This window comes from Hymenobacter translucens (assembly GCF_020685205.1).
Lineage (GTDB): Bacteria > Bacteroidota > Bacteroidia > Cytophagales > Hymenobacteraceae > Hymenobacter > Hymenobacter translucens.
Genome location: NZ_JAJERB010000001.1, coordinates 288,034 through 308,844, shown reverse-complemented (window position 1 = coordinate 308,844; position 20,811 = coordinate 288,034). Strand labels below are relative to the sequence as shown.

Annotated in this window: 18 protein-coding genes; 10 read left to right on the top strand and 8 right to left on the bottom strand. The window is 61.1% G+C overall.

Annotated features, from left to right (window positions below; translation table 11 throughout):
- Window positions 1-42 precede the first annotated feature (42 nt).
- From LJY25_RS01280 to LJY25_RS01260, 5 genes are all read left to right on the top strand, one after another.
- Complete coding sequence (locus tag LJY25_RS01280; protein ID WP_227606408.1) at window positions 43-1,347, top strand: DUF2851 family protein; 1,305 nt, start codon at window positions 43-45, stop codon at window positions 1,345-1,347.
- The gene (locus LJY25_RS01275; protein ID WP_227606407.1) at window positions 1,344-2,612 is read left to right on the top strand and encodes a spermidine synthase family protein; all 1,269 of its coding nucleotides are present in this window, start codon (window positions 1,344-1,346) and stop codon (window positions 2,610-2,612) included. The genes LJY25_RS01280 and LJY25_RS01275 overlap by 4 nt, the downstream gene beginning before the upstream one ends.
- Before the next feature lie 101 nt (window positions 2,613-2,713).
- Window positions 2,714-3,346: a NeuD/PglB/VioB family sugar acetyltransferase gene (locus LJY25_RS01270; RefSeq protein ID WP_227606406.1), complete on the top strand. Its 633-nt coding sequence runs from the start codon at window positions 2,714-2,716 to the stop codon at window positions 3,344-3,346.
- Window positions 3,347-3,449: 103 nt separating this feature from the next.
- A complete protein-coding gene (trhO, locus tag LJY25_RS01265; RefSeq protein ID WP_227606405.1) occupies window positions 3,450-4,409 on the top strand; it encodes an oxygen-dependent tRNA uridine(34) hydroxylase TrhO in 960 nt (319 codons plus the stop codon).
- A 207-nt stretch (window positions 4,410-4,616) separates the two neighbouring features.
- Window positions 4,617-5,489 carry a nucleoside phosphorylase gene (locus tag LJY25_RS01260; RefSeq protein ID WP_227606404.1) on the top strand — a complete coding sequence of 291 codons (873 nt, stop codon included), beginning with the start codon at window positions 4,617-4,619 and terminating at the stop codon, window positions 5,487-5,489.
- 189 nt (window positions 5,490-5,678) lie between these two features.
- Here LJY25_RS01260 and LJY25_RS01255 read toward each other — a convergent pair whose 3' ends face one another.
- Window positions 5,679-5,984 carry a hypothetical protein gene (locus LJY25_RS01255; protein WP_227606403.1) on the bottom strand — a complete coding sequence of 102 codons (306 nt, stop codon included), beginning with the start codon at window positions 5,982-5,984 and terminating at the stop codon, window positions 5,679-5,681.
- Between the two features lie 125 nt (window positions 5,985-6,109).
- Complete coding sequence (locus tag LJY25_RS01250; RefSeq protein ID WP_227606402.1) at window positions 6,110-7,123, bottom strand: acyl-CoA reductase; 1,014 nt, start codon at window positions 7,121-7,123, stop codon at window positions 6,110-6,112.
- Between the two features lie 153 nt (window positions 7,124-7,276).
- Between LJY25_RS01250 and LJY25_RS01245 the strand changes: the two genes are divergently transcribed.
- Window positions 7,277-7,627 carry a 4Fe-4S dicluster domain-containing protein gene (locus tag LJY25_RS01245; RefSeq protein WP_227606401.1) on the top strand — a complete coding sequence of 117 codons (351 nt, stop codon included), beginning with the start codon at window positions 7,277-7,279 and terminating at the stop codon, window positions 7,625-7,627.
- 134 nt (window positions 7,628-7,761) lie between these two features.
- Here LJY25_RS01245 and LJY25_RS01240 read toward each other — a convergent pair whose 3' ends face one another.
- Window positions 7,762-8,925 carry an N-acetyl sugar amidotransferase gene (locus LJY25_RS01240; RefSeq protein WP_227606400.1) on the bottom strand — a complete coding sequence of 388 codons (1,164 nt, stop codon included), beginning with the start codon at window positions 8,923-8,925 and terminating at the stop codon, window positions 7,762-7,764.
- A 59-nt stretch (window positions 8,926-8,984) separates the two neighbouring features.
- Window positions 8,985-9,914, bottom strand: coding sequence for a carbon-nitrogen hydrolase family protein (locus tag LJY25_RS01235; RefSeq protein WP_227606399.1), 930 nt, complete (start codon window positions 9,912-9,914; stop codon window positions 8,985-8,987).
- A gap of 243 nt (window positions 9,915-10,157) precedes the next feature.
- Between LJY25_RS01235 and LJY25_RS01230 the strand changes: the two genes are divergently transcribed.
- Together LJY25_RS01230 and LJY25_RS01225 are read left to right on the top strand one after the other, a co-directional pair.
- Window positions 10,158-12,839, top strand: coding sequence for a valine--tRNA ligase (locus tag LJY25_RS01230; RefSeq protein WP_227606398.1), 2,682 nt, complete (start codon window positions 10,158-10,160; stop codon window positions 12,837-12,839).
- A 209-nt stretch (window positions 12,840-13,048) separates the two neighbouring features.
- The gene (locus LJY25_RS01225; RefSeq protein WP_227606397.1) at window positions 13,049-15,094 is read left to right on the top strand and encodes a S9 family peptidase; all 2,046 of its coding nucleotides are present in this window, start codon (window positions 13,049-13,051) and stop codon (window positions 15,092-15,094) included.
- Between the two features lie 71 nt (window positions 15,095-15,165).
- On the opposite strand, the gene LJY25_RS01220 is transcribed toward LJY25_RS01225, so the two are convergent.
- From LJY25_RS01220 to LJY25_RS01210, 3 genes are all read right to left on the bottom strand, one after another.
- Window positions 15,166-15,357: a hypothetical protein gene (locus tag LJY25_RS01220; protein ID WP_227606396.1), complete on the bottom strand. Its 192-nt coding sequence runs from the start codon at window positions 15,355-15,357 to the stop codon at window positions 15,166-15,168.
- A gap of 148 nt (window positions 15,358-15,505) precedes the next feature.
- Window positions 15,506-16,900, bottom strand: coding sequence for a dihydrolipoamide acetyltransferase family protein (locus tag LJY25_RS01215; protein WP_227606395.1), 1,395 nt, complete (start codon window positions 16,898-16,900; stop codon window positions 15,506-15,508).
- Between the two features lie 138 nt (window positions 16,901-17,038).
- Window positions 17,039-18,295: a competence/damage-inducible protein A gene (locus tag LJY25_RS01210; RefSeq protein WP_227606394.1), complete on the bottom strand. Its 1,257-nt coding sequence runs from the start codon at window positions 18,293-18,295 to the stop codon at window positions 17,039-17,041.
- A gap of 100 nt (window positions 18,296-18,395) precedes the next feature.
- On the opposite strand from LJY25_RS01210, the gene LJY25_RS01205 reads away from it, so the two are divergent.
- Window positions 18,396-19,235 (top strand): DUF4197 domain-containing protein, encoded by an 840-nt coding sequence (locus LJY25_RS01205; RefSeq protein ID WP_227606393.1) that lies wholly within the window; start codon window positions 18,396-18,398, stop codon window positions 19,233-19,235.
- A 192-nt stretch (window positions 19,236-19,427) separates the two neighbouring features.
- Window positions 19,428-20,177, top strand: coding sequence for a DUF4197 domain-containing protein (locus tag LJY25_RS01200; RefSeq protein WP_227606392.1), 750 nt, complete (start codon window positions 19,428-19,430; stop codon window positions 20,175-20,177).
- Window positions 20,178-20,346: 169 nt separating this feature from the next.
- Here the strand turns inward: LJY25_RS01200 and LJY25_RS01195 are convergent, their stop codons facing one another.
- A complete protein-coding gene (locus LJY25_RS01195) occupies window positions 20,347-20,697 on the bottom strand; it encodes a hypothetical protein (RefSeq protein WP_227606391.1) in 351 nt (116 codons plus the stop codon).
- Between the last annotated feature and the right edge of the window lie 114 nt (window positions 20,698-20,811).

Below are 20,811 nucleotides of genomic sequence, written 5' to 3'. Positions count from 1 at the left end.
TAATACGACCGTGTCTATGTATTTCTTAACTCCATTATTATCATGCAGGAAGACTTTATTCATTACCTCTGGCAGCAGCAGTATTTCGACAAGACGAACCTGACTACCACTGATGGGGAGCCCATTGTGGTGCTGCGCCCCGGCTACCGCAATGCCGATGCCGGACCCGACTTTCTCCAGGCCCGGGTCCGGATCGGGGAGGTAGAGTGGAACGGGGCCGTTGAAATTCACCTTCGCGCCTCCGACTGGCACCGTCACGACCACCAGCACGACCCCCGATACGACCAGGTCGTGCTGCACGTCGTACACCGGGCCGATCAACCCGTGCAGCGGACCAATGGTACTACTATTCCAACCCTGGACGTGGGCAACCGGGTGTTTGCAGAAACCCTGGATTCCTACGCAGTCCTGCTGAACGCTCCCCCGCTCGGTTTGCCCTGCGCCCCGCTGCTAACCCAGGTGCCGGGCCTGACGCAAACCACGATGGTAACCCGGGCGCTGATGGAGCGGCTGGAGCAGAAGGCGGCGGTACTATCGGCCCTGCACCGGAGTCTGGAGGGCGACTGGGAAGCCACCACGTTTCATGCCTTGGCGGCCGGGTTCGGATTCAAGAAAAACGGCGAGGCCATGACCCGGCTGGCCAAGGCCCTGCCACTGCCGCTCCTGCGCCGCCACCGCCACAATACCCTGCAAACCGAGGCGTTGGTATTCGGACAGGCCGGCTTGCTGGAAGCTACCCCGGAGGAGGACGAGTACCTGGGGAAGCTGCGCCGCGAATACGAGTTTCTCTGCCATAAGTACTACGAGTACGACCTGGGCTTCGCGCAGCTTTCAGCCCACGACTGGAATTTTCTGCGCCTGCGCCCAGCTAATTTCCCGACGGTCCGGCTGGCTCAGCTGGCCGCGTTGCTGAGTGCCCGGCCGGCCTGGTTTGAGGCCCTGCTCACCGCGGCGGATGTGCCGGCCCTGCAGCAGTTTTTTCGGGCCCCGGTTTCCGGCTACTGGAAATGCCACTACATGCCCATGCGGCCGGGCAAAGTAGGCGAGCTTGGAAAAAGCAGCCTGAATCTGCTGATTATAAACGTGGTGGTGCCGCTGCGGCTGGCATATGCGGCGCATAGTGGCCGGCCTGATGACGTAGAAGCCATAGTAGGACTGCTCGAAAGCCTGCCTGCCGAGCACAACCAATTCACGGATGCGTATCGGGAAGCCGGCTTTGCTAACCGGTCGGCGGCGGACTCCCAGGGGCTGGTGGCTCTGCAGCGCGGCTACTGCCAGCCGAGGCGCTGCCTGCAGTGTGCCATCGGGAGCCGTATCTTGCGCCAAAACAAGCTTTCGGCCCGGTGAAGATAGTTCTGGCGCTTGCCCTCAATGCCGCCTTTCTGTACGGCCTGTACCGCTGGCTCCGGCGGGAGCGGCAGGTGCCGGAACTGGGACGCTACCTGCTGCCCACCCTGGCGCTGCGCATTCTGGCCGGATGGCTGAATGCGGCCATGGTGCTGCTGAAAAACGAAGGCGACGCTCTGCAGTTCGAGCGGTGGGCCCGGCTGCTCACCGCGCAGTTTTGGGCCGAGCCCCGGGGGTGGCTGCACACCCTCTGGGGCGACTCCTTTCAGTTCGAAAGCTACTCCCTGGTTTATCACGGCCACTCAAACACCTTCTTTATCATGAAGGTGCTTTCGGTCCTGAACCTGGCTTCGCTGGGCAACACGTGGCTGAACAGCCTGTACCTGTCGGTGCTGGGCTTTGGGGGGTGCTGGCTGCTGGTGCGGTGCGTGACGCAGTACTTCCCAGAAGCCCGGGTGGGAGCAATTCTGGCGTTTCTGCTGTGGCCCTCGGTGCTTTACTGGGCCAGCGGCATCACCAAGGAAAGTCTGCTTTTGGGTAGCGCGGCCGGCCTAGTAGCGGTGGTGGTGCGCTGGCTGTACGGGCCCACGGGAAAGTCGGGCTGGCTGGCCCTGGGGGCGCTGGTGCTGGCCACGCTGGTATTTAAGATGCGCTTCTTTTTCGCGGCATTTCTGTTTGTAAGCCTGGCCGGGCTGGCGCTGGTGCGCTTTTTTCAGCTCCTGGGTACCGCCAAGCAGCGCTGGCTGCAGGTCCTGATCTTCCTGCTGGTCCCCTTGCTGGGCGGCTGGCTGGCGGGGGAGGTGAGCCCGGTGTTCCGGTTTAATAAGTTCAGCAACCAGCTGATTCACAACTATACCGAGCTGCTGGCAGATTCCCGGGACCGGCCCCACATCGAGTTTAAGGATCTGGCTCCAACGGCGGAGAGCATGGCTGTTAACGCTCCAGAGGCTTTTTTCAGCGCCCTGTTCCGGCCGTTTCCGGGCGAAAGCGCCAGCCCCCTGTTTGTGGTGGCAGCCGTGGAGAACGTAGTATTGCTGCTGCTGCTGGCCCTCACGCTGGCAAGTGTGCTGGGCGGCAAAACGGGGCCGCTGCCCTTTGCGGTGGTCGTTGCCCTGCTGTTTTACTGCGTGGTGGTACTTACCCTCATTGGCCTTTCCACGCCCAACCTGGGTACGCTCAACCGCTACCGGGCCGGGGTGCTGCCGTTTCTGGTGCTGGTGCAGAATGCGTACGTGACCCGGTGGCTGCGGCGCTGGCCTTTTTAAGCCCGGCCATCCTGGTGATTACGGAAAGCTTGGCCTCGGCCGGGCCGCGCCGTATCTTTGCATTTTAGAACCGCGCGGTCCTGACCGCGCTTACCCTGCGTATGGAAAATCCCGTTATCATCCTCGGTGCTCAGAGCATTGGAACTACCGCCCTCGACGCCTTTCTCAGCAACGATGTAGTCGTGTACTGCCTGCTCGACGATGATGCCAAGCTCCAGCAAACCGAGCTGAACAACATTCCCGTAATGGGCAACACCGACGACAAGGAGCTGCTCAAGCTGCTGGGCAAGAAGTGCGAGGTGTTCGTGGCTACCGAAGACACCGCCAGCCGCCGCAGCCTGACCAACATGCTGCGCGACGAGTACGAGGCCGTGCCGGTGAATGCCATTCACGCCCGGGCCAGCGTATCGGAGCACGCCTGGCTCGGCCACGGCAACCTCATCGGCGCCGGCGCGGTGGTATCAACCAACAGCAAGATGGGCAACGGCTGCCTGATTGGGCCCAATGCCGTGGTGGACGTGCGCGCGGAGCTCAGCGACTACGTGCAGGTGGGCGCCGGCGCCATCGTCAACGCCGAGGTAAAAGTAGCGGATCAGGCCTTTATCGGTCCGGGCGCCATCATCGTAGCCGGCGTTTCTATCGGGGCCAAAGCCCGTATCGGGGCCGGCTCCGTGGTCGTGGCCGATGTGCCGGCCGGCCAGACCGTGTTCGGCAACCCCGCTTCCAAAGTTTAATTAGTAATTAGTAATTGAGAATTAGTAATTGTTTCAGTGGCCCTACCAGCTGCGAAAGCATCAATTCTTAATTACTAATTCTTAATTACTAATTGAAAAAAGAATGGATTACCGCGTTCTGCTTTACTACTGCTACACGCCCCTGGCTGACCCCGATGCGTTTCGCGAAGAGCATCACCGGCTGTGTTTGCGGCTGAACCTGCTGGGCCGCATCATCGTGGCGGCCGAAGGGCTGAACGGCACCGTATCGGGCCGCACGGCCGACTGCGAGGAGTACATGCGTGCAGTCAAGGCCGACCCGCGCTTTGCGGCGCTGGAATTCAAGGTGGAGCCGGTGGCCGCGCACACGTTTCAAAAGCTGCACGTGCGCGTGAAGCCCGAAATCGTGCACAGCAGCCTGCACCACGTCCGGCCCCACGAGAAAACCGGGCAGCACCTCTCGCCCCAGGAGTTCAAGGCCCTCAAGGACCGCGACGACGTGGTGGTGGTGGATGTGCGCTCCGACTACGAGTACAACGTGGGCCGCTTTAAGAACGCCGTGACGCTCGACATCGAGAACTTCCGGGACTTTCCGGACCGCGTCAAGCGCCTGGAAGAGTTCAAGGACAAGAAGATCCTGACGTACTGCACCGGGGGCGTGAAGTGCGAAAAGGCCAGCGCGTTTCTGCTCGAGCAGGGCTTCGAGAACGTGTACCAGCTCCACGGCGGCATCATCAAGTACGGCCTGGAAGAAGGCGGCGAAGATTTCGACGGCAAGTGCTACGTGTTCGATAGTCGCGTGGCCGTGGACGTGAACCGCGTGAACCCGACCGTTATTTCGCAGTGCTACAGCTGCGGCACGCCTTCCGACCGACTCATCAACTGCGCCAATCCGCACTGCAACGCCCACGTGGCGTTGTGCGAAGCCTGCGGCGAGACGCTGGCCGGGGCCTGCTCCACCACCTGCCAGGAGCATCCCGATAAGCGCCCCTACGACGGTACGGGCCTGTATCCAAAGCAAAGCAACCACTACAACCCCGAGCAGGCCCTGCTCTCGTATAAGGCCCCAGCCCGGCCGCAGTAGCCGTAAAAATCAAAACGTCTGTCATCCTTGATCTAGCGTCCGGCGTAAGCCGAAGGACCTTAGCACTGGGGAACGAGTCGTTGTTACGATTATCGTTCAACCCTGATAAGGTCCTTCGGCTGCCGCCGGACGCTAGATCAAGGATGACAACGTTTTCCAGACTCTGCATTCAGCACCTTTCCACTCTCACAATCAAAACCCTAACTCATGCCTATTCCCGAATCGGAGCTGATTTTAAACCGCGACGGTAGCATTTACCACCTGAACCTGCTGCCCGACCACATTTCCGACACCATCATCACCGTCGGCGACCCGGAGCGCGTGCCGCTCATCAGTCAGCACTTCGACTCGGTTGAGACCAAGATTCACAAGCGCGAGTTCGTGACCCATGTGGGCTATTACCAGGGCAAGCGCCTGACGGTGATTTCCACGGGAATGGGTACCGACAACATCGACATTCTGCTCAACGAGCTGGATGCGCTGGTGAACATCGACTTTGTAACCCGGGAGCCCCGGCCCCTGGAGGAGCGCATCACGCTGCGCATCGTGCGCGTAGGCACCAGCGGCTCGTTGCAGGCTGACATCCCCCTGGGCTCTCACCTGGTAACCGAGCACGCCGTGGGCCTGGACTCGCTGATGCAGTTCTACCCGCTGGTGGAAACCGGGCTGGAGGTGGAAGTAACCACCGGCATCCAGCAGGCCCTGCAGCTGCCCTACCGCCCGTACTGCGTGCGCGGCTCCGACCTGCTGCGCGAGCAGCTGGGCGTCGGCATGATTGGTGGCAATACGCTCACCTGCCCCGGCTTCTACGGCCCTCAGGGCCGGGTGCTTCGCCTTGATCTGCGTTTGCCCGACCTGATCAGCCAGTACCAGCAGTTTCGCTACGAAAGCGCCGAAGGCACGTTCCGCCTCACCAACTTCGAGATGGAAACGGCCGGCTACTACGCCCTGGGCCGGATGCTGGGCCACGAGGTAGTGTCGCTCAATGCCATTGTCGCCAACCGGGCCACCGGCGAGTTTGCGCCCAATGCCGAAGCCGTGGTCAACGACCTGATCCAGAAAACCCTGGACCGGATTTAGGAATTTAGAGCTCGAATCTGCGAACTCAGAACTTAGTTCGCGAGAAAAACAGCAGGTACGCCGAACTGATTTGGCGCTGAGCCTTTCTAAAGCATAAAGCCCCGCTACCTGATTCCGGTAGCGGGGCTTTATGCATTGGGTAAGAAGACGACAGAACAAAGTCGAAGCTCTCAACTCTGAGTTCCAAAGTTAAAACTCAAACCGCAGCACGGCCCGTAGCGGAATCAGGGCACCGGACTTGAGGGTGATGTGCTCCGCGTCGGCTGCCCAGATGGTGGTGTTCACGCGCTTGGTGGCGCCGTCGGCGGTGCGGAAGTAGATGCCCAGTTTGTTGTGATAGGCATTGCCGAGCGTGGTAGCCCGCTCGGCATCATGGCGGCGCCGGGCTCTGTCCTCGGCAGTGGTCAGCACTTCGTCGTGGGCAAACGTGAGCGTCGGAATACTTTCCTTTTCCACGGTTTCAACGGTTTCGATGGTTTGCAGGTCAGACAGCATAAGGGCAGGGAGCTTGGGGTTAAAGCGTGAAAACCAACTGACTACCCGAATATAAGGATTCTGCCCTTAGGTTCCAGTCGTAAATAAACCCCGCAAGTTATTTTTCGTCGGCCCGCTCCCGCCGCTTAGGCAAACTGCCCCAGAAAGGCCATGGTATCCACGCCATCGGCATAGTCGCTGACCGTAGGATACTGAGCCTGCCCGAAGGCAAAGCTGCCCGGGAACAGTGCCCCGGCCGATACGATGCACTGGGTCTGGGCGGCCACGTTGGTAAGCTGATCGGCCAGGTCGACCTCATGCTGGTAGGAGCCGTAGTGCAGCACCGAAATTGCCGAGACCAGCGCCTTGCCTTCCGTGATGAGCAGAAAGCCGGAGTCGAAGTGCGGCACCCGGTTCACCAGCAGGATGCTCTTGTTGTAGTCGTAGTTGTTCTGGTAGCGGTTGTGCTGCAGCACCCAGTTCCAGGGCTCCAGCGCGTCAAGCAGAGGAGTAAAGCTGTAGCCCTCGGGCACGTAGAGCTTGCTGACGTTGCGGCAGCCCAGGCCGTAGTACTGAAAAATGTCGGTGCCCAGCGCGGCCAGCTCTTCGGCGGTTTCGCCCCCGTTCAGCACGGCCAGGCTGGTGCGGTTGCGCCGGATCAGGTGGGGGCGCTTGCCGAAGTAGTACTCGAAGTAGCGGGCCGTGTTGTCGGAGCCGGTGGCAATAAAGGCGTCGGCGTCGTTGAGGCGGTCGGCAAACTGAATGCGGTCGGCAAAGCGCGGCTCCAGCCGGATCAGCTCCTGGGTTATCCAACTGATGAGCACCTTATCTTCGGAGCTGGGCTTGGCGAGCAGAATGTGGCCGCTGAGCAGCACGCAAAGCAGGTCGTGGAAGCCCACCAGCGGGATGTTGCCGGCCATGACGACGCCGATGCGTCGGGGTTGTGAAGGCTCGGCCGGGTAGCGGTGGGCCCACGCGTGCAGGGTGTCTTCTTCGAGCAGGCGGGCTACGCCCCGGATGGCGGCCGTCACGTTGGGCAGGTCAAACCAGGTATTGGCGTTGCGGGCGCGGTCGGTAAGGGAGGCCAGCTCGTCGGGAGTAAGCTGGCGCAGGTGGTTGCCCAGGGCCACGAAGGCAGCCAGGCGGTCGGAATGGTTCATAGAAGGAGGGAAGGAAGCGGCAATCAGCAAAAAACTCGCAACAGTAGCGGTTAGTTTCTACTTTTGCTCCTTAAGTAAGACGACTACCGGCGGTTTTTTTCGTAGGTAGCAGCAAGTCAATCTGTATTACCCTTAACTGAGAGGAACGGCACTATGGCCATCATGATAACCGACGAGTGCATCAACTGTGGTGCCTGCGAACCGGAATGCCCCAATAACGCCATCTACGAAGGTGGCGCGCAGTGGCGCTGGGCCGACGGCACCACGCTGAAGCAGGTAGAAGTCGACGGCGGCTCGGTGGTTTCCGGCACGGCGCCCCAGACGCCAGTGTCCGACGAGTACTACTACATCGTATCCGACAAGTGCACCGAGTGCGTGGGCTTCCACGAAGAGCCCCAGTGCGCCGCCGTCTGCCCCGTCGACTGCTGCGTCGACGACCCAGACTACCGCGAAACCCAGGAAAAGCTCCTGGCCAAGAAAGACTGGCTGCACGCCCCGGCGTAACTCCCGGCTACCGACCTGGTTTCCAGCAAAAAGCCCCGATGCACCTAGCACCGGGGCTTTTTCGTTGTTTGTTGTCAGCTGTCAGCTGTCAGAACGACCTGACAACGGACAACCAACAACTCACAACCAAAAACTCACGTCCCGCAGTTGAAATACTTGTCGTAGGCCGACTCAGGAATCAGGTTGAGCTGGCTGAGTACCTTGATAGGCCAGCGCAGCTGCCGGATCAGGGTGTAGTTGTTGGGGTAGTCGCGGAAGGTTTTGGGCGGGGTCGCAACAATCTGGTCAAACTCTTCGCGCGTGAGTCCCAGGCGCTTGATGCACAGGTCGATTACCCGCGGGTCTTCGATGGAGTTGATCTTGCTGGTCCGGTCCAGGGCCACTTCCCGCGACATCTGCCCCGAGCGGACCAGGGCAGAGTAGTTGAACAGGCGCCGGTCGATGTTGAACTTGGTGCGGTTCAGGTAGTAGATGACGCTCTGGTAGAGGTCGTCGAAGTAGTGGGCGCCGGGGTTCTGCCACTCCAGCTCCCGCTCCAGCAGATGGTCCACTTCGGAGCGCACGTAGTCGACGTGGTAGAGCAGCGTTACGGTCTTGATGCGGCGCACGAAGGCATAGTAGAACATTTCCTTGAGGCCCAGATTAAAGCCCGGGTCGCCGGGCTTCCAGGGCCGCAGGGGCACCGAGCCGTACTGCTGGTGCACGGCCTTCAGGTACTTGCCGTCGAGGTAGTTCCACGACAGCGGGGCAATGCCCTCGGTGCGGAACGACTGGCCGATAACGATGCGCTGAATACCTTCCTTGGCCGCCACTCCGTAGAGGGCCGTGGCAATGCCCAGGTCGGTGCCTTCCTCCATGTCGGGGGTCGAGGCTTTCAGGAACGCAATCTTCAGGTCCTTGGACTCGCGCCAGTCGGAGGTGATGGTGCGCATCTCCACGCCGAGCTTGCGGCAGGCCTTCACCATATTTTCGCCGGCCACGGGGTTGCCGAAGCCGTCGTTGAAGTGCACGGCCAGCGGGCGGAGCTTGAGCTGCGTGACGCAGTACCACAGCGTAAACGAGCTGTCGCGCCCCCCGCTCACGCCCAGCACGCAGTCGTACTTGCGGCCTTTGCCGGTGCGGCGGATGTCCTCGGCCAGCTCCTGCACCTTGCGGCGGCCGGCTTCGCCGAGCGGAAATGCCCGGTCCAGCTTGTCGTGCAGGCTGCAGAAGTTGCATTCTCCGCGGGTATCAAACCGGATACCGGGCACGGTGGAATCCATAATACAGCGCGAGCAGCGTTGGTAGCTGTGCGACATGGCGGAAGTAAATGGGTGAGGAGAAGGCGGGGTGGAAAGGAGGGGGGTAGACTGTTGCATCAGGCAGGAAGTTCGTCGAAGCGGTAGCCTTTGCGGCGCAGCATGTCGCCAATGGCGGTGCCTTGCTCAGGCCGAACCGGACGAGGTAGGTCGGCTACCACGAGGTCGCCGGCAAATTCATTAAAGGTGCCCCGGGCCCGGATGCCGGTGGCATCTACCGCCAGGGAGCAGCCGACGCTTTTCTTGCCCTCGTAGGGTCCGCCCACGATGTAGCCCACCGAGGTGGTGCCCACTACCACCACGTTGTAGAGCTGGGCCAGAATTGAGTAGGGCTTGATCCACTTTTCACGGTAGGGGTCGTGCTCTTCGGTGATGGAGTAGTCCACAGTCCACGACGAGGGCGACAAGATCAGCTCGGCGCCCATGCGGGCCAGGGTGTGGCCGATGGGTAAGCCTTCCAGGAAGTTGTCGGCGCAGATGTTGACCCCGATTTTACCCAGGGGCGTGTCCACCACGTTCAGCGTTTGTCCTACCGCGTAGTAGGGCTGCTCCACGGTGAGCAGGTGGATCTTGTGGTATTTGCAGATGATTTCGCCCTGGGGGTTGATCAGCACGGCAGCGTTGAAGTTGCGGCCGGCCAGACGCTCGGTCAGGCCGGCGCACACGTAGATATTATGCCGCACGGCCTCCGCGCAGAGCCGGTCGCTGTAGATGCCGGGAATCGGCTGGGCCTCGGTGAGTGCGCTGGGGTGGGTCCAGGCAAAGTCCAGCGTTTCGGGCAGCAGAATCACGTCGCAGCGCTGGGCGGCCGCCTCGGCAATCATCTGGGCGGCGCGGTCGAGGTTGCGGTCAGGCTCCCCACCCTCAACCAGCAGCTGGCCCATACCAATGCGGATGGTCGCGGTGGAAAGTGGCGGGGGAGTGACAGAAACGGGCGCCGGCTCAGCAGCCGGCTTGCCAGCTTTCAGGAAAGAAAAAAGCGCAGCCATACGTGGAAAAAGACAAAAAAGTGGGTTGGGGTGGGGCGGAAGACGATGAAGTTATCAAAATCTGGTTAAACCTTCCCCCAGAATTTTTGCCGTCTTCAAAGGTAAGCTGATTCCGTCAGCCTTACATTAAATATCATTAATCCGACCTCCGGTCTAACTGCTGATGCTTTCGGTGCCAAATTTCCCCCCCCGGCCCGAAATGCCTACTTTTGCCGCTATCGACAACCGCCTTTTCCCTTGACGATGTCTATCGCCAAAACCTATACTCCCGCCGACGTTGAAGCCAAATGGTACCAGCGGTGGCAGGAGCAGGGCTTCTTCAAAGCCAAACCCAACCCCCGCAAGCCCGCCTACTCGGTCGTAATTCCGCCGCCGAACGTGACGGGCGTGCTGCACATGGGCCACATGCTCAACAATACCATCCAGGACGTGCTGGTGCGCCGGGCCCGGATGCAGGGTAAGGAAGCCTGCTGGGTGCCCGGCACCGACCACGCCTCCATTGCCACCGAAGCCAAGGTAGTGGCGCTGCTCAAGGAGCAGGGCATCGAGAAAAGCTCCCTGACTCGGGAGGAGTTCCTGACCCACGCGTGGAGCTGGAAGGAAAAGTACGGCGGCATCATCCTCGAGCAGCTCAAGAAGCTGGGCGCCTCCTGCGACTGGGACCGGACCCGCTTCACGATGGAGCCCGAGCTGACCGAGGCCGTGCTGCGCGTGTTCGTGGACCTGTACCGCAAGGGCCAGATCTACCGGGGCGTGCGCATGGTCAACTGGGACCCCCAGGGCCGCACTGCCATCAGCGACGAGGAAGTTATTGCCAAGGACACGATGGCCAAGATGTACTACCTCCGGTATGAAGTTGTCGGTTCTCCGTTGTCCGTTGTCAGCAAACAGAACGATACGGACAACGAACAACTACAAACTACCAACTACATCACCATTGCCACGTCCCGGCCCGAGACCATCATGGCCGACGTAGCCGTGGCTGTGAACCCCAACGACGAGCGGTACAAGCACCTGCACGACGCCAAAGTGCGCATTCCGCTGCTGGGCCGCGAGATTCCCATCATCACGGATGAGTACGTGACCATGGACTTCGGCACCGGCGGCCTCAAGGTAACTCCCGCCCACGACCTGAACGACTACGAGCTGGGCATCAAGCACAACCTGCCCGTTATCGACATCCTCAACGACGACGGCACGCTGAATGAAAAGGCGCAGCTGTACGTGGGCCAGGACCGGTTTGCCGTGCGCCGGCAGATTGCTAAGGACCTGGAGCAGGCCGGGCTGCTCGACAAGATCGAGGAGTACGCCAGCGTGCTGCAGACCTCGGAGCGTACCGGCGCCGTCATCGAGCCCAAGCTGAGTCTGCAGTGGTTTTGCAAGATGGACCAGATGGCCGTCAAGGCGCTGGAAGTAGTGGAAAACGACGAAATCCGCCTGCACCCGCCCAAGTTCAAGAACATGTACCGGGTGTGGATGGAGAACGTGCGCGACTGGTGCATCTCCCGGCAGCTGTGGTGGGGGCAGCGCATCCCGGCCTACTACCTGCCCGACGGCTCCTTCGTGGTGGCCCTCAACGAGGAAGAAGCCCTGCGCCAGGCCCGGGAGCAGAGCGGCAACGCCGACCTGCAACTGACGGATCTGCGCCAGGACGAGGACGTGCTGGATACCTGGTTTTCGTCGTGGCTGTGGCCGATTTCAGTGTTCGACGGCTTTAAGGACCCCGACAACGCGGACGTCAACTACTTCTACCCGACCGACGACCTCGTGACGGCTCCTGAAATCCTGTTTTTCTGGGTGGCCCGCATGATTATGGCCGGCCTGGAGTACCGCAAGCAGGTGCCGTTCAGGAACGTGTACCTGACGGGTATCGTACGCGACGACCAGGGCCGCAAGATGAGCAAGCAGCTCGGCAACTCGCCCGACCCGCTCGACCTGATTGCCCAGTACGGCGCCGACGGCGTGCGGACCGGCATGCTGTTCTCGTCGCCGGCCGGCAACGACCTGCTGTTTGACATCAAGCTCGTGGAGCAGGGCCGCAACTTTACCAACAAGCTCTGGAATGCCTTCCGTCTGGTAAAAGGCTGGGAAGTGGATGCCTCCCTGCCCTTTGCCGGCGCGAAGGCCGTAGAGTGGTTCGGGGCTAAGCTCCAGGCCAGCATTGCCGAGCTCGACGACCACTTCGACAAGTTCCGGATGTCGGATGCGCTGATGACCGTGTACAAGCTGGTGTGGGACGACTTCTGCTCGGTGTACCTGGAGATGGTAAAGCCCGCCTACCAGGCTCCCATCGACCCGGAAACGCTGAAGCATACCACGGCTTTCCTGGAAACGCTGCTCAAGCTGCTGCACCCATTTATGCCCTTCATCACCGAAGAGCTCTGGCACGAGCTGGCCGAGCGCAAGGCCAAAGAGTACGTGTGCGTGGCGTCCTGGCCGAAAGCCCAGGCGGCGGCCGGCTCGGCCGAGGTGCTGACCCGCATGGAAAAGGCCCTCGACATCGTGGCCGGGGTGCGCACCATCCGCAACCAGAAGGGCCTGGGCCCCAATAAGCCCCTGACGCTGGCCGCCAAGACCGACGACACGGCCCTGCTTACCGACTACGATGCCATCCTGCGCAAGCTGGCCGCCCTGAGCGACATCAGCGTAGTGGACGCGGCCCCGGCGGCTTCGGTAGGCTTTGTATCGGGCGGTGCCGAGTTCTTCGTGCCCCTGGAAGGTCAGATTGACCTGGGCGCCGAAAAAGCCCGGCTGGAAAAAGAGCTGGAGTACGCCCAGGGCTTCCGTGACTCAGTCCTGAAAAAGCTGGCCAACGAGAAGTTTGTGCAGAACGCCAAGGCCGACGTGCTGGAGCGGGAGCGGCAGAAGCTGGCCGATGCCGAAGGCAAGATTACCGCCCTCGAGCAAAGCCTGAAAGGTTTGTAGGATTTGCTCCAGGCTACAAGCTTCAAGCGGCGCCAACCGTAGCCCAGGCTACGGTTGGCGCCGCTTGCTGTTTATAGTAGCGCAGGCGGTTACGTGGAGCCAGCCGACATGATGGCTCTGCGTATTGCTTTACCTTCGGGCGGCCTGCTTACCGGCCCCGTATTGCGTTTAAACTTCCTGCGCCAACCAGCGCATTTCCATTTACCTCCATGCTACAGCTTCCCGTTGCGGGCATCAAGCCCAAACTTCTGACGTCGCCCCACGGCACGCGAACCGATAACTACTACTGGCTGAACGAGCGGGAGAACCCGGAGGTCATCAGCTACCTGAACGCCGAGAATGAGTACTTCCACCAGCAGATGGCCCCGGTAAAGGCACTGGAGCAAAAGCTGTTTGAGGAAATCAAGGGCCGGATTCTGGAGCAGGATGAGTCGGTGCCGTACCGCGACAACGGTTACTTCTACTACGTCCGCTACGAAACCGGCGGGGAGTACCCCATCTACTGCCGCAAGCGGGGCAGCCTGGAGGCTGCCGAGGAAGTATTGCTAAACGCCAACGAGCTGGCTGAGGGCCTGCCGTACTTTGAAATCGGCGACTTTGAAGTCAGCGACGACAACCAGGTGCTGGCGTTTGGCGTGGATACGGTGAGCCGGCGGCTGTATACGCTGCGCTTCAAGAACCTTCTTACGGGGGAGCTGTACCCCGAGGAGATTTCCAACACCAGCGGCAACGCCGTGTGGGCTACCGACAACCGCACGGTGTTCTACACCAAAAAGGACGTCGACACCCTCCTCGACTTCCAGCTGTACCGCCACACGCTGGGCACCGACCCGGCCCAGGACGTGCTGGTGTACGAGGAGCCGGACAACACCTTTTACACGGGGGTGGGTCGCTCGAAGTCGGGCCGGTTCATCTTCCTGCAGATGAGCAGCACGATGTCGTCGGAAACCCGGTTTCTCGAAGCCAGCCAGCCAATGGGCGAGTTTACCGTGCTGCTGACCCGGGAAGAAGACCACCTCTACGACGTGGAGCACTTCGGGGAGGAGTTTTACATCCGCTCCAACGACGGCGCCCCCAACTTCCGCCTGCTGAAAACGCCCGTCACCAATACTGCCCAGGCTGCCTGGCAGGAGGTGATTCCGCACCGGCCGGATGTGTTTCTGGAAAACGTGGAGCTGTTCCGCGACTTTCTGGTCCTGGCCGAGCGGCAGGAAGGCCTCCTCAACCTGCGGGTTCTACGCTGGGATGGCCAGCAGGAGCACTACCTTAACTTCGGTGAGCCGACCTACACGGCCTACGTGAGCGTCAACCGGGAGTTCGACACCTCCGTGCTGCGCTACGGCTACTCCTCGCTCACCACGCCCGCCTCTACCTTCGACTACGACATGACTACCCGGGTTAAAACCCTGCTTAAGGAGCAGCCGGTGCTGGGCGGTTTTCGCAAGGAAGACTACGTGACCGAGCGGCTGTACGCCCCGGCGCAGGATGGCACCCGAATTCCGGTGTCGGTGGTTTACCGGAAAGGGTTCGAGCGCAATGGGCAGGCGCCTTTGCTGCAGTATGCCTACGGCTCCTACGGCATTTCTATGGACCCATTCTTCAGCTCGGCCCGCCTGAGTCTGCTCGACCGGGGCTTTGCCTATGCCATCTGCCACATCCGGGGCGGACAGGAGCTGGGCCGGCAGTGGTACGAGGACGGCAAGAAGCTGAAAAAGAAAAACACGTTCACCGACTTTATCGACTGCTCCACCTTCCTGATCCGGGAGGGCTACACGTCGGCCGAGAAGCTGTTTGCCATGGGCGGCTCGGCGGGCGGTCTGCTGATGGGCGCCCTCGTGAATCTGCGGCCTGAGCTGTATCGGGGCATCATTGCCGCGGTGCCCTTCGTGGACGTAGTGACCACCATGCTCGATGAAAGCATTCCGCTCACCACCGGCGAGTACGACGAGTGGGGAAACCCCAACGAGCAGACTTACTACGACTACATGCTGTCGTACTCGCCCTACGACAACGTGACGGCTCAGGCGTACCCCAACATGCTCGTCACCACCGGCCTGCACGACTCCCAGGTGCAGTACTTCGAGCCGGCCAAGTGGGTAGCCAAACTGCGCGCCCTCAAAACCGACCAGAACCTGCTGCTCCTGCACACCGACATGGAAGCCGGGCACGGCGGCGCCTCCGGCCGCTTCAAGTCCCTGCACGACATCGCCCGGCAGTACGCGTTCCTGTTCCTGCTGCTGGGCATCCGTGAATAGGGGAGACTAAATCAAAACTAAAAAGCAGCGGCCCACCGGAGCCGCTGCTTTTTTGCTGGTGCTGGAGTAGGCTAGTCGGCGTTGGCGCGGCGGCCGGCCTCGAGGTTCAGTTGGTTCTGCAGCTGAAAAGTGACCTGCTCACAGTCGTGGAAGCGCTGCTCCGAGGCTTTCAGCGCCGCCTCCAGCTGGGTAATCCGGTAGTAGAGAAAACCGATCAGGCCCAGGGCCACAACGAAGGTCAGGAGATAAAGAGAGTTTTTCATAAGCGTATGAATTTCAAAAAGAAAAGCCCGTCGACTTGACGGGCTTGTTCTGGTAAAAGCCGGAGCTGGACCCTGACGTAAAACGGCCGTCTTCTAGCGGTCAGGAACGTAAGCCAACAGCCATCAGCTGCTTGCTCCCAATTAAAAACTAAATAGCCGTGTTGGGGTCGAACTGCTCGAGGTAGTCGGCCACCCGGCGCACGAACATGCCGCCCAGCGAGCCGTCCACTACGCGGTGGTCGTAGGAGTGCGACAGGAACATGAAGTGGCGGATGCCGATCAGGTCGCCCTGGGGCGTTTCGATGACGGCCGGCTTCTTTTTGATGGCGCCCACGGCCATGATGGCCACCTGGGGCTGCATGATGATGGGCGTCCCCATCACGTTGCCAAACGAGCCCACGTTGCTGAGCGTGTAGGTGCCGCCTTCCAGATCCTCGGGCTTGAGCTTGTTGGCCCGGGCCCGGTTGGCCAGATCGTTTACTTTCTTGCTGAGCCCATTCAGGTTTAGCTGGTCGGCGTTGTGGATTACCGGCACAATCAGGTTGCCCGAGGGCAAGGCCACGGCCACGCCGATGTTGATGTCGCGCTTCTTGATGATGTAGTCCCCATCAATGGAAACGTTGATCATCGGGAAGTCCTGGATGGCGCGGGCCACGGCGTGGATGAAGATGGGCGTGAAGGTGAGATTTTCGCCCTCGCGCTTCTTGTAGGCGTCCTTGTGCTTGTTGCGCCAGTTCACGATTTCGGTCACGTCGGCTTCCACGAAGGAGGTAACGTGGGGCGAGATGCGCTTCGAGTCGACCATACGCTGGGCAATCATCTTGCGCATCCGGTCCATCTCAATCAGCTCCTGACCGCCGCTGACGGAAGGAGCCGGCTTGCTGGCCGTTGGCTGCGACGCCGCTGGCTGAGCGGCCGGGGCCGAGGCAGTCTGGGGTGCGGGAGCAGCAGGCGCGGGGTTTGCTGCTGGCTGCTGGCTTGCCGCTGGCGCAGGCTGGGCGCTTGCCGCGGCTGCCGAAGGCTTGCCACCGGCCACATAGGCCATGATGTCCTGCTTGGTAACGCGGCCTTCCTTGCCCGTGCCGGGCAGACACTCCAGGTCCGCCATTGAAATGCCTTCCTGACGGGCAATGCTCAGCACCAGGGGCGAATAGAAGCGGCCGGGCTGGGCCACACCCAGGCGGGCATTGGCCTGCGGGTCGTGGGGTTCGGGCAGGTACGGTACCTCGGGGGCCGAAGCGGCGGCGCTGTCGGCAGCCTGTGGAGCGGCCGGGGCCGGGGCGGATGCGCCAGCAGCAGCGGCGTTTGTCTCGATGACGGCAATCGGAGCGCCGACGGCTACTACCTGGCCTTCCTGGACCAGGATTTCCTGCAGTACACCAGCGTGGAGGGCGGGTACTTCCGTATCTACCTTGTCGGTAGCTACTTCCAGTACCGACTCATCCTGCTCAATGGCGTCGCCGACCTGCTTGAGCCATTTGAGGACGGTTCCTTCCATAATGCTTTCGCCCATTTTGGGCATCATCATTTCCACTCGTGCCATGCGTTGCGGGATTGTTTGAAGTTGTTGGGTGGGGGTTTGGTGGCTCAAAGGTAACAGAAAGCGCCAAGCGCCATGCCCACCGGGCGGCTACATCAGCTGCTGTTGTGATGACCGCACCACTGACAAGCTCTCTTCGGGCTACTCCAGGGCGGGCAGGCTCTGCCGCAGCAGGTGCAGAACGGCCGCGGCAGTATACTCGATGTTGAGCTGCCGGCCCCGGTCGAAGGAAAGCTGGCGGGCCACGGTTTGGTAGGCATCGGCGTAAGCAATCCAGATGGTACCAACCGGCTTTTCGGGCGTGCCTCCACCCGGGCCGGCAATGCCGCTGGCGGCTACGGCCACGTCGGCGCCCAGGCGTTGGCGGGCTCCCTCGGCCATTTGCCGCACGGTGGCTTCACTAACCGCGCCATCGGAAGCCAGGGTTTCGGTGCGCACACCCAGTTCGCTGACCTTTATATCGTTATGATAGGCAACGATGCTACCCCGAAAGTAGGCGGAGCTGCCGGCGACGCTGGTAATCCTGCTGGCAACCAAGCCGCCCGTACAGCTTTCCGCGGTGCCCAGCGTGAGGCCCCGCTCGAGCAGCAGCTGCCCGATGGCGGCCTCCAGCGTCACCTCTCCCTCAGCGAAAATATGACTGCCCAGCAGTTCCCGAAGCCGGGGCATCAGGGCCTCCATCCGGCCGCGCAGGTTGGGCTGCCCGTCGTCGGTGCCGGTGAGGCGCAGCCGCACGCTGCCCAGGGAAGGCAGGTAGGCAAGCTTCATATTGGCGGGCAGGGCATCTTCCCAGTCGGCAATCCTCTCGGCCAGGAACGACTCGCCCACGCCACTGGTCTGGATGACGATGTGCTCGATGGGCGGCGTGTGAAAATGCTCCTGCAGCCGGGGCAGCACGGTGTCGGTCATCATGCGCTTCATCTCGAACGGCACGCCCGGCATGGAAACGAACACGGTGCCCCGGTCCTCGAACCACATGCCCGGGGCCGTGCCCACCGCGTTGCGTACCGGCGTGCAGTTGGCGGGCAAGAAGGCCTGCTGCCGGTTTACTTCCAGCATGGGCCGGTTGTAGCGGGCAAAGATGGCTTCTACGTCGCGCAGGGAAGGCTCGTGCAAGACCAGCCCGGTGCCAAAGTAGCCGGCCAGCACGTGTTTGGTGAGGTCGTCCTTGGTGGGGCCGAGGCCCCCTGTCATCAGCACTACCTGGGCCCGCTGCCGGGCAGAATCCAGGGCCTCGATAATTTCCCCGGCCTGGTCCGACACACTTGTAATCTGTCGGACCCGGATGCCCAGCTTACCCAGCTCCTGGCCCATAAAGGCAGAATTGGTGTCGACAACCTGGCCGTAAAGCAGCTCGTCGCCGATGGTGATGATTTCTGCGTTGGGGACTTGCGGCATGGGGAGCTGGTTAGGAAGGAGAAATTTATTGGTGCAATTTGTGCGCTTCCTCCCATAAGACCGCCACGAAGGCCGTCTGGTTTTCTGCTTTTTTACTTCTATGCTTCATTTCCGGATCCTCATAGCCGCCCTCGCCCTGGGCCTGACCGGCTCCCACGCAACTCTGGCTCAGACCAAAGCGAAGACCACGACCACAACGAAAAAGAAGACGACCACCAAGGCCAAGGCGCCGGTTAAGAAGGCTCCCGTAAAGCCCGCAGCCAAGCCTGTTCCCGCCAAACCCACGGCCAAGCCCACCGCGGCCGTGCCCGCCGCCCCGGTGCTGCCCCCGCTTACGGCGGAAGATGCCAACAGTGCCCTGCACGAGGCTCTGAACCTGAGCGTGACCCGCGCCATTGCCGAAGCCTCCGCTGCCAATGGCTTTAATGGCAATGCCGACATTCGCATTGCGTTCCCACCCGAAGCCGAACTGGTTTCCACCACCCTGCGCAGTATGCGCCTCGGTACGCTGGTCGACAACTTCGAGGTAGCCCTGAACCGGGCCGCCGAAGCCGCGGCAGGTCAGGCCAAACCCATCTTCGCCTCGGCCGTGCAGAACCTGAGCTTCTCCGACGCAATGGGCATGTTGACTTCCCGGGAGCCTGATGCGGCTACTACCTTCCTGCACACTGCCACCGCGAGCCAGCTGGAATCGGCCATGCAGCCCATTGTGCAGCAGTCACTGGAACAGACCGGGGCGACCCGACTTTACGCCGAGATGGTGGCCAAGTACAACAAGATTCCCATGGTAACGCCCCTGAACCCGACTCTGACGCCCTACGCGACCAAGGAAACGGTAAATGGCATTTTCGCCCTGATTGCCGCTGAGGAAGGCCGTATCCGGATGAATTCGGCTGCCCGTACCTCCGAGCTGCTGCAGCGCACCTTCGGTCGTCGATAAACGGTCCGGGGCTAGCTGCCTCACCAAATCCCCACCTGCGCGTACGTCCGGGTGGGGATTTTCGTTTATCCGCCGGCTGAGCCGTTTTGCGCTGCTGCAACCTGGCTTCAACGCAGGGAGTTTAAAACTGGTCTGGTTTCTGCCTTTCTCCTTACAGCGGCCGGAATGGCCGGTCCTGACTGTCGATTTATCATGAAAAAGTTCGTTCTCCTCGCATTGCTGGCCGCTACCCTGGGGGCGCCCGCCGCTTCGGCCCAGACGTTTAAGATTCCCAGACTCGGTACCATTACCCTGCCTTCGTCCACGTCGAAGCCCAAAGCCGGCTCCACCGGCAGCATCACCCAGGACGAAGCCGCCCGGGGCCTGAAGGAGGCCCTCACCCAGGGTATTTCGAAGGGAGCGGACCAAGCCTCGAAGACCGACGGTTTTTACCTGAACCGGCTGATCCGGATTCCTTTCCCGCCCGACGCCCAGAAGGTCGCCACCACGCTGCGCCGGATCGGACTGGGTGCGCAGGTCGATAAATTCGAGCTGTCGTTGAACCGGGGAGCCGAGGATGCCGCCAAAATGGCCAAGCCCATCTTTCTGGCCGCCATTCGCAGCCTGACCTTCCGCGACGTCTGGGGCATTCTGACCGGAGAGAAAGATGCTGCGACCAATTACCTCAAGCGCACGACCACCGAGCAGCTGACCACCGCCTTCAAGCCCATCATTCAGCAGTCCCTGGAAAAGGTCAACGCCACCCGCTACTACTCTGACCTGGTAACGCGCTACAACCAGCTTCCGCTGGTTACTCCCGTGCAGTCTGATTTAAGCCAGTACGCAACTGACAAAGCCATTAGCGGCCTGTTTACCCTGATTGCCCAGGAGGAAGCCAACATCCGCGAAAACCCCGTGGCCCGCACGACGGAGCTGCTGCGAAAGGTATTCGGCGGAAAGTAGCTGTACCAGGCTGCTAGCTACTAGCCGATGGTTGTTAGCTTATATAACAACAAAAAGGCCCCGCCGGTACCGGCGGGGCCTTTTTGGCTTAGGAAGTGTTACTGACTGGCAAGTCGGAAAGTCAACCGGCAAGAAACTGACCGCTAACAGCTGACAGCCATCAGCCAATCTAGTAGTCGCTGTCGTCTTCAAAGGAGCTGCGGCGGCCGGGGCGACTGCTGAAGCTGTCGTCCTCGTCGTCATCGGCGAAGTCGTCATCGTCGTCGAGGCTGGCGAAGCCTCCGCTGTCCGGGTCTTCGGCGGCTTCGGCGGCCGTATATTCTTCCTCCGTCATATTGGCCAGGTCAAGGGCCTCGTCGTGGGAAGAGCCGGTATCCCGCCACATCAGGTAGTCGGCGTATTTAGCGCCCAGCTGGTCTTCCGGGTTGGGGCTGTTCTTTAAGCCTCCGCTTTTAGCGAAGCTGTCCAGCTCGTCGTCATCGTCGAGGAAATCACCGTCGAGGTCGTCGTATTGTCTCATGGCCGGGCAAGGGCGGAAAGGTGGATAATTGCTTTTGAACTAAGGATGCGTTGCAGGGCGAAGATACGGGGGCACCCGCATCCGCGTTTGGTAAAATTCTGAATTTTTCCTGAA

Excerpts from the sequence above, each read along its gene's own strand:
- trhO (WP_227606405.1), top strand. The coding sequence starts at position 3,450 with ATGGATTACCGCGTTCTGCTTTACTACTGCTACACGCCCCTGGCTGAC.
- LJY25_RS01240 (WP_227606400.1), bottom strand. The coding sequence starts at position 8,925 with ATGTCGCACAGCTACCAACGCTGCTCGCGCTGTATTATGGATTCCACC.
- LJY25_RS01195 (WP_227606391.1), bottom strand. The coding sequence starts at position 20,697 with ATGAGACAATACGACGACCTCGACGGTGATTTCCTCGACGATGACGAC.
- LJY25_RS01230 (WP_227606398.1), top strand. The coding sequence starts at position 10,158 with ATGTCTATCGCCAAAACCTATACTCCCGCCGACGTTGAAGCCAAATGG.
- LJY25_RS01280 (WP_227606408.1), top strand. The coding sequence starts at position 43 with ATGCAGGAAGACTTTATTCATTACCTCTGGCAGCAGCAGTATTTCGAC.
- LJY25_RS01255 (WP_227606403.1), bottom strand. The coding sequence starts at position 5,984 with ATGCTGTCTGACCTGCAAACCATCGAAACCGTTGAAACCGTGGAAAAG.
- LJY25_RS01260 (WP_227606404.1), top strand. The coding sequence starts at position 4,617 with ATGCCTATTCCCGAATCGGAGCTGATTTTAAACCGCGACGGTAGCATT.
- LJY25_RS01200 (WP_227606392.1), top strand. The coding sequence starts at position 19,428 with ATGAAAAAGTTCGTTCTCCTCGCATTGCTGGCCGCTACCCTGGGGGCG.
- LJY25_RS01270 (WP_227606406.1), top strand. The coding sequence starts at position 2,714 with ATGGAAAATCCCGTTATCATCCTCGGTGCTCAGAGCATTGGAACTACC.
- LJY25_RS01215 (WP_227606395.1), bottom strand. The coding sequence starts at position 16,900 with ATGGCACGAGTGGAAATGATGATGCCCAAAATGGGCGAAAGCATTATG.
- LJY25_RS01235 (WP_227606399.1), bottom strand. The coding sequence starts at position 9,914 with ATGGCTGCGCTTTTTTCTTTCCTGAAAGCTGGCAAGCCGGCTGCTGAG.
- LJY25_RS01225 (WP_227606397.1), top strand. The coding sequence starts at position 13,049 with ATGCTACAGCTTCCCGTTGCGGGCATCAAGCCCAAACTTCTGACGTCG.
- LJY25_RS01205 (WP_227606393.1), top strand. The coding sequence starts at position 18,396 with ATGCTTCATTTCCGGATCCTCATAGCCGCCCTCGCCCTGGGCCTGACC.
- LJY25_RS01245 (WP_227606401.1), top strand. The coding sequence starts at position 7,277 with ATGGCCATCATGATAACCGACGAGTGCATCAACTGTGGTGCCTGCGAA.
- LJY25_RS01210 (WP_227606394.1), bottom strand. The coding sequence starts at position 18,295 with ATGCCGCAAGTCCCCAACGCAGAAATCATCACCATCGGCGACGAGCTG.
- LJY25_RS01220 (WP_227606396.1), bottom strand. The coding sequence starts at position 15,357 with ATGAAAAACTCTCTTTATCTCCTGACCTTCGTTGTGGCCCTGGGCCTG.
- LJY25_RS01250 (WP_227606402.1), bottom strand. The coding sequence starts at position 7,123 with ATGAACCATTCCGACCGCCTGGCTGCCTTCGTGGCCCTGGGCAACCAC.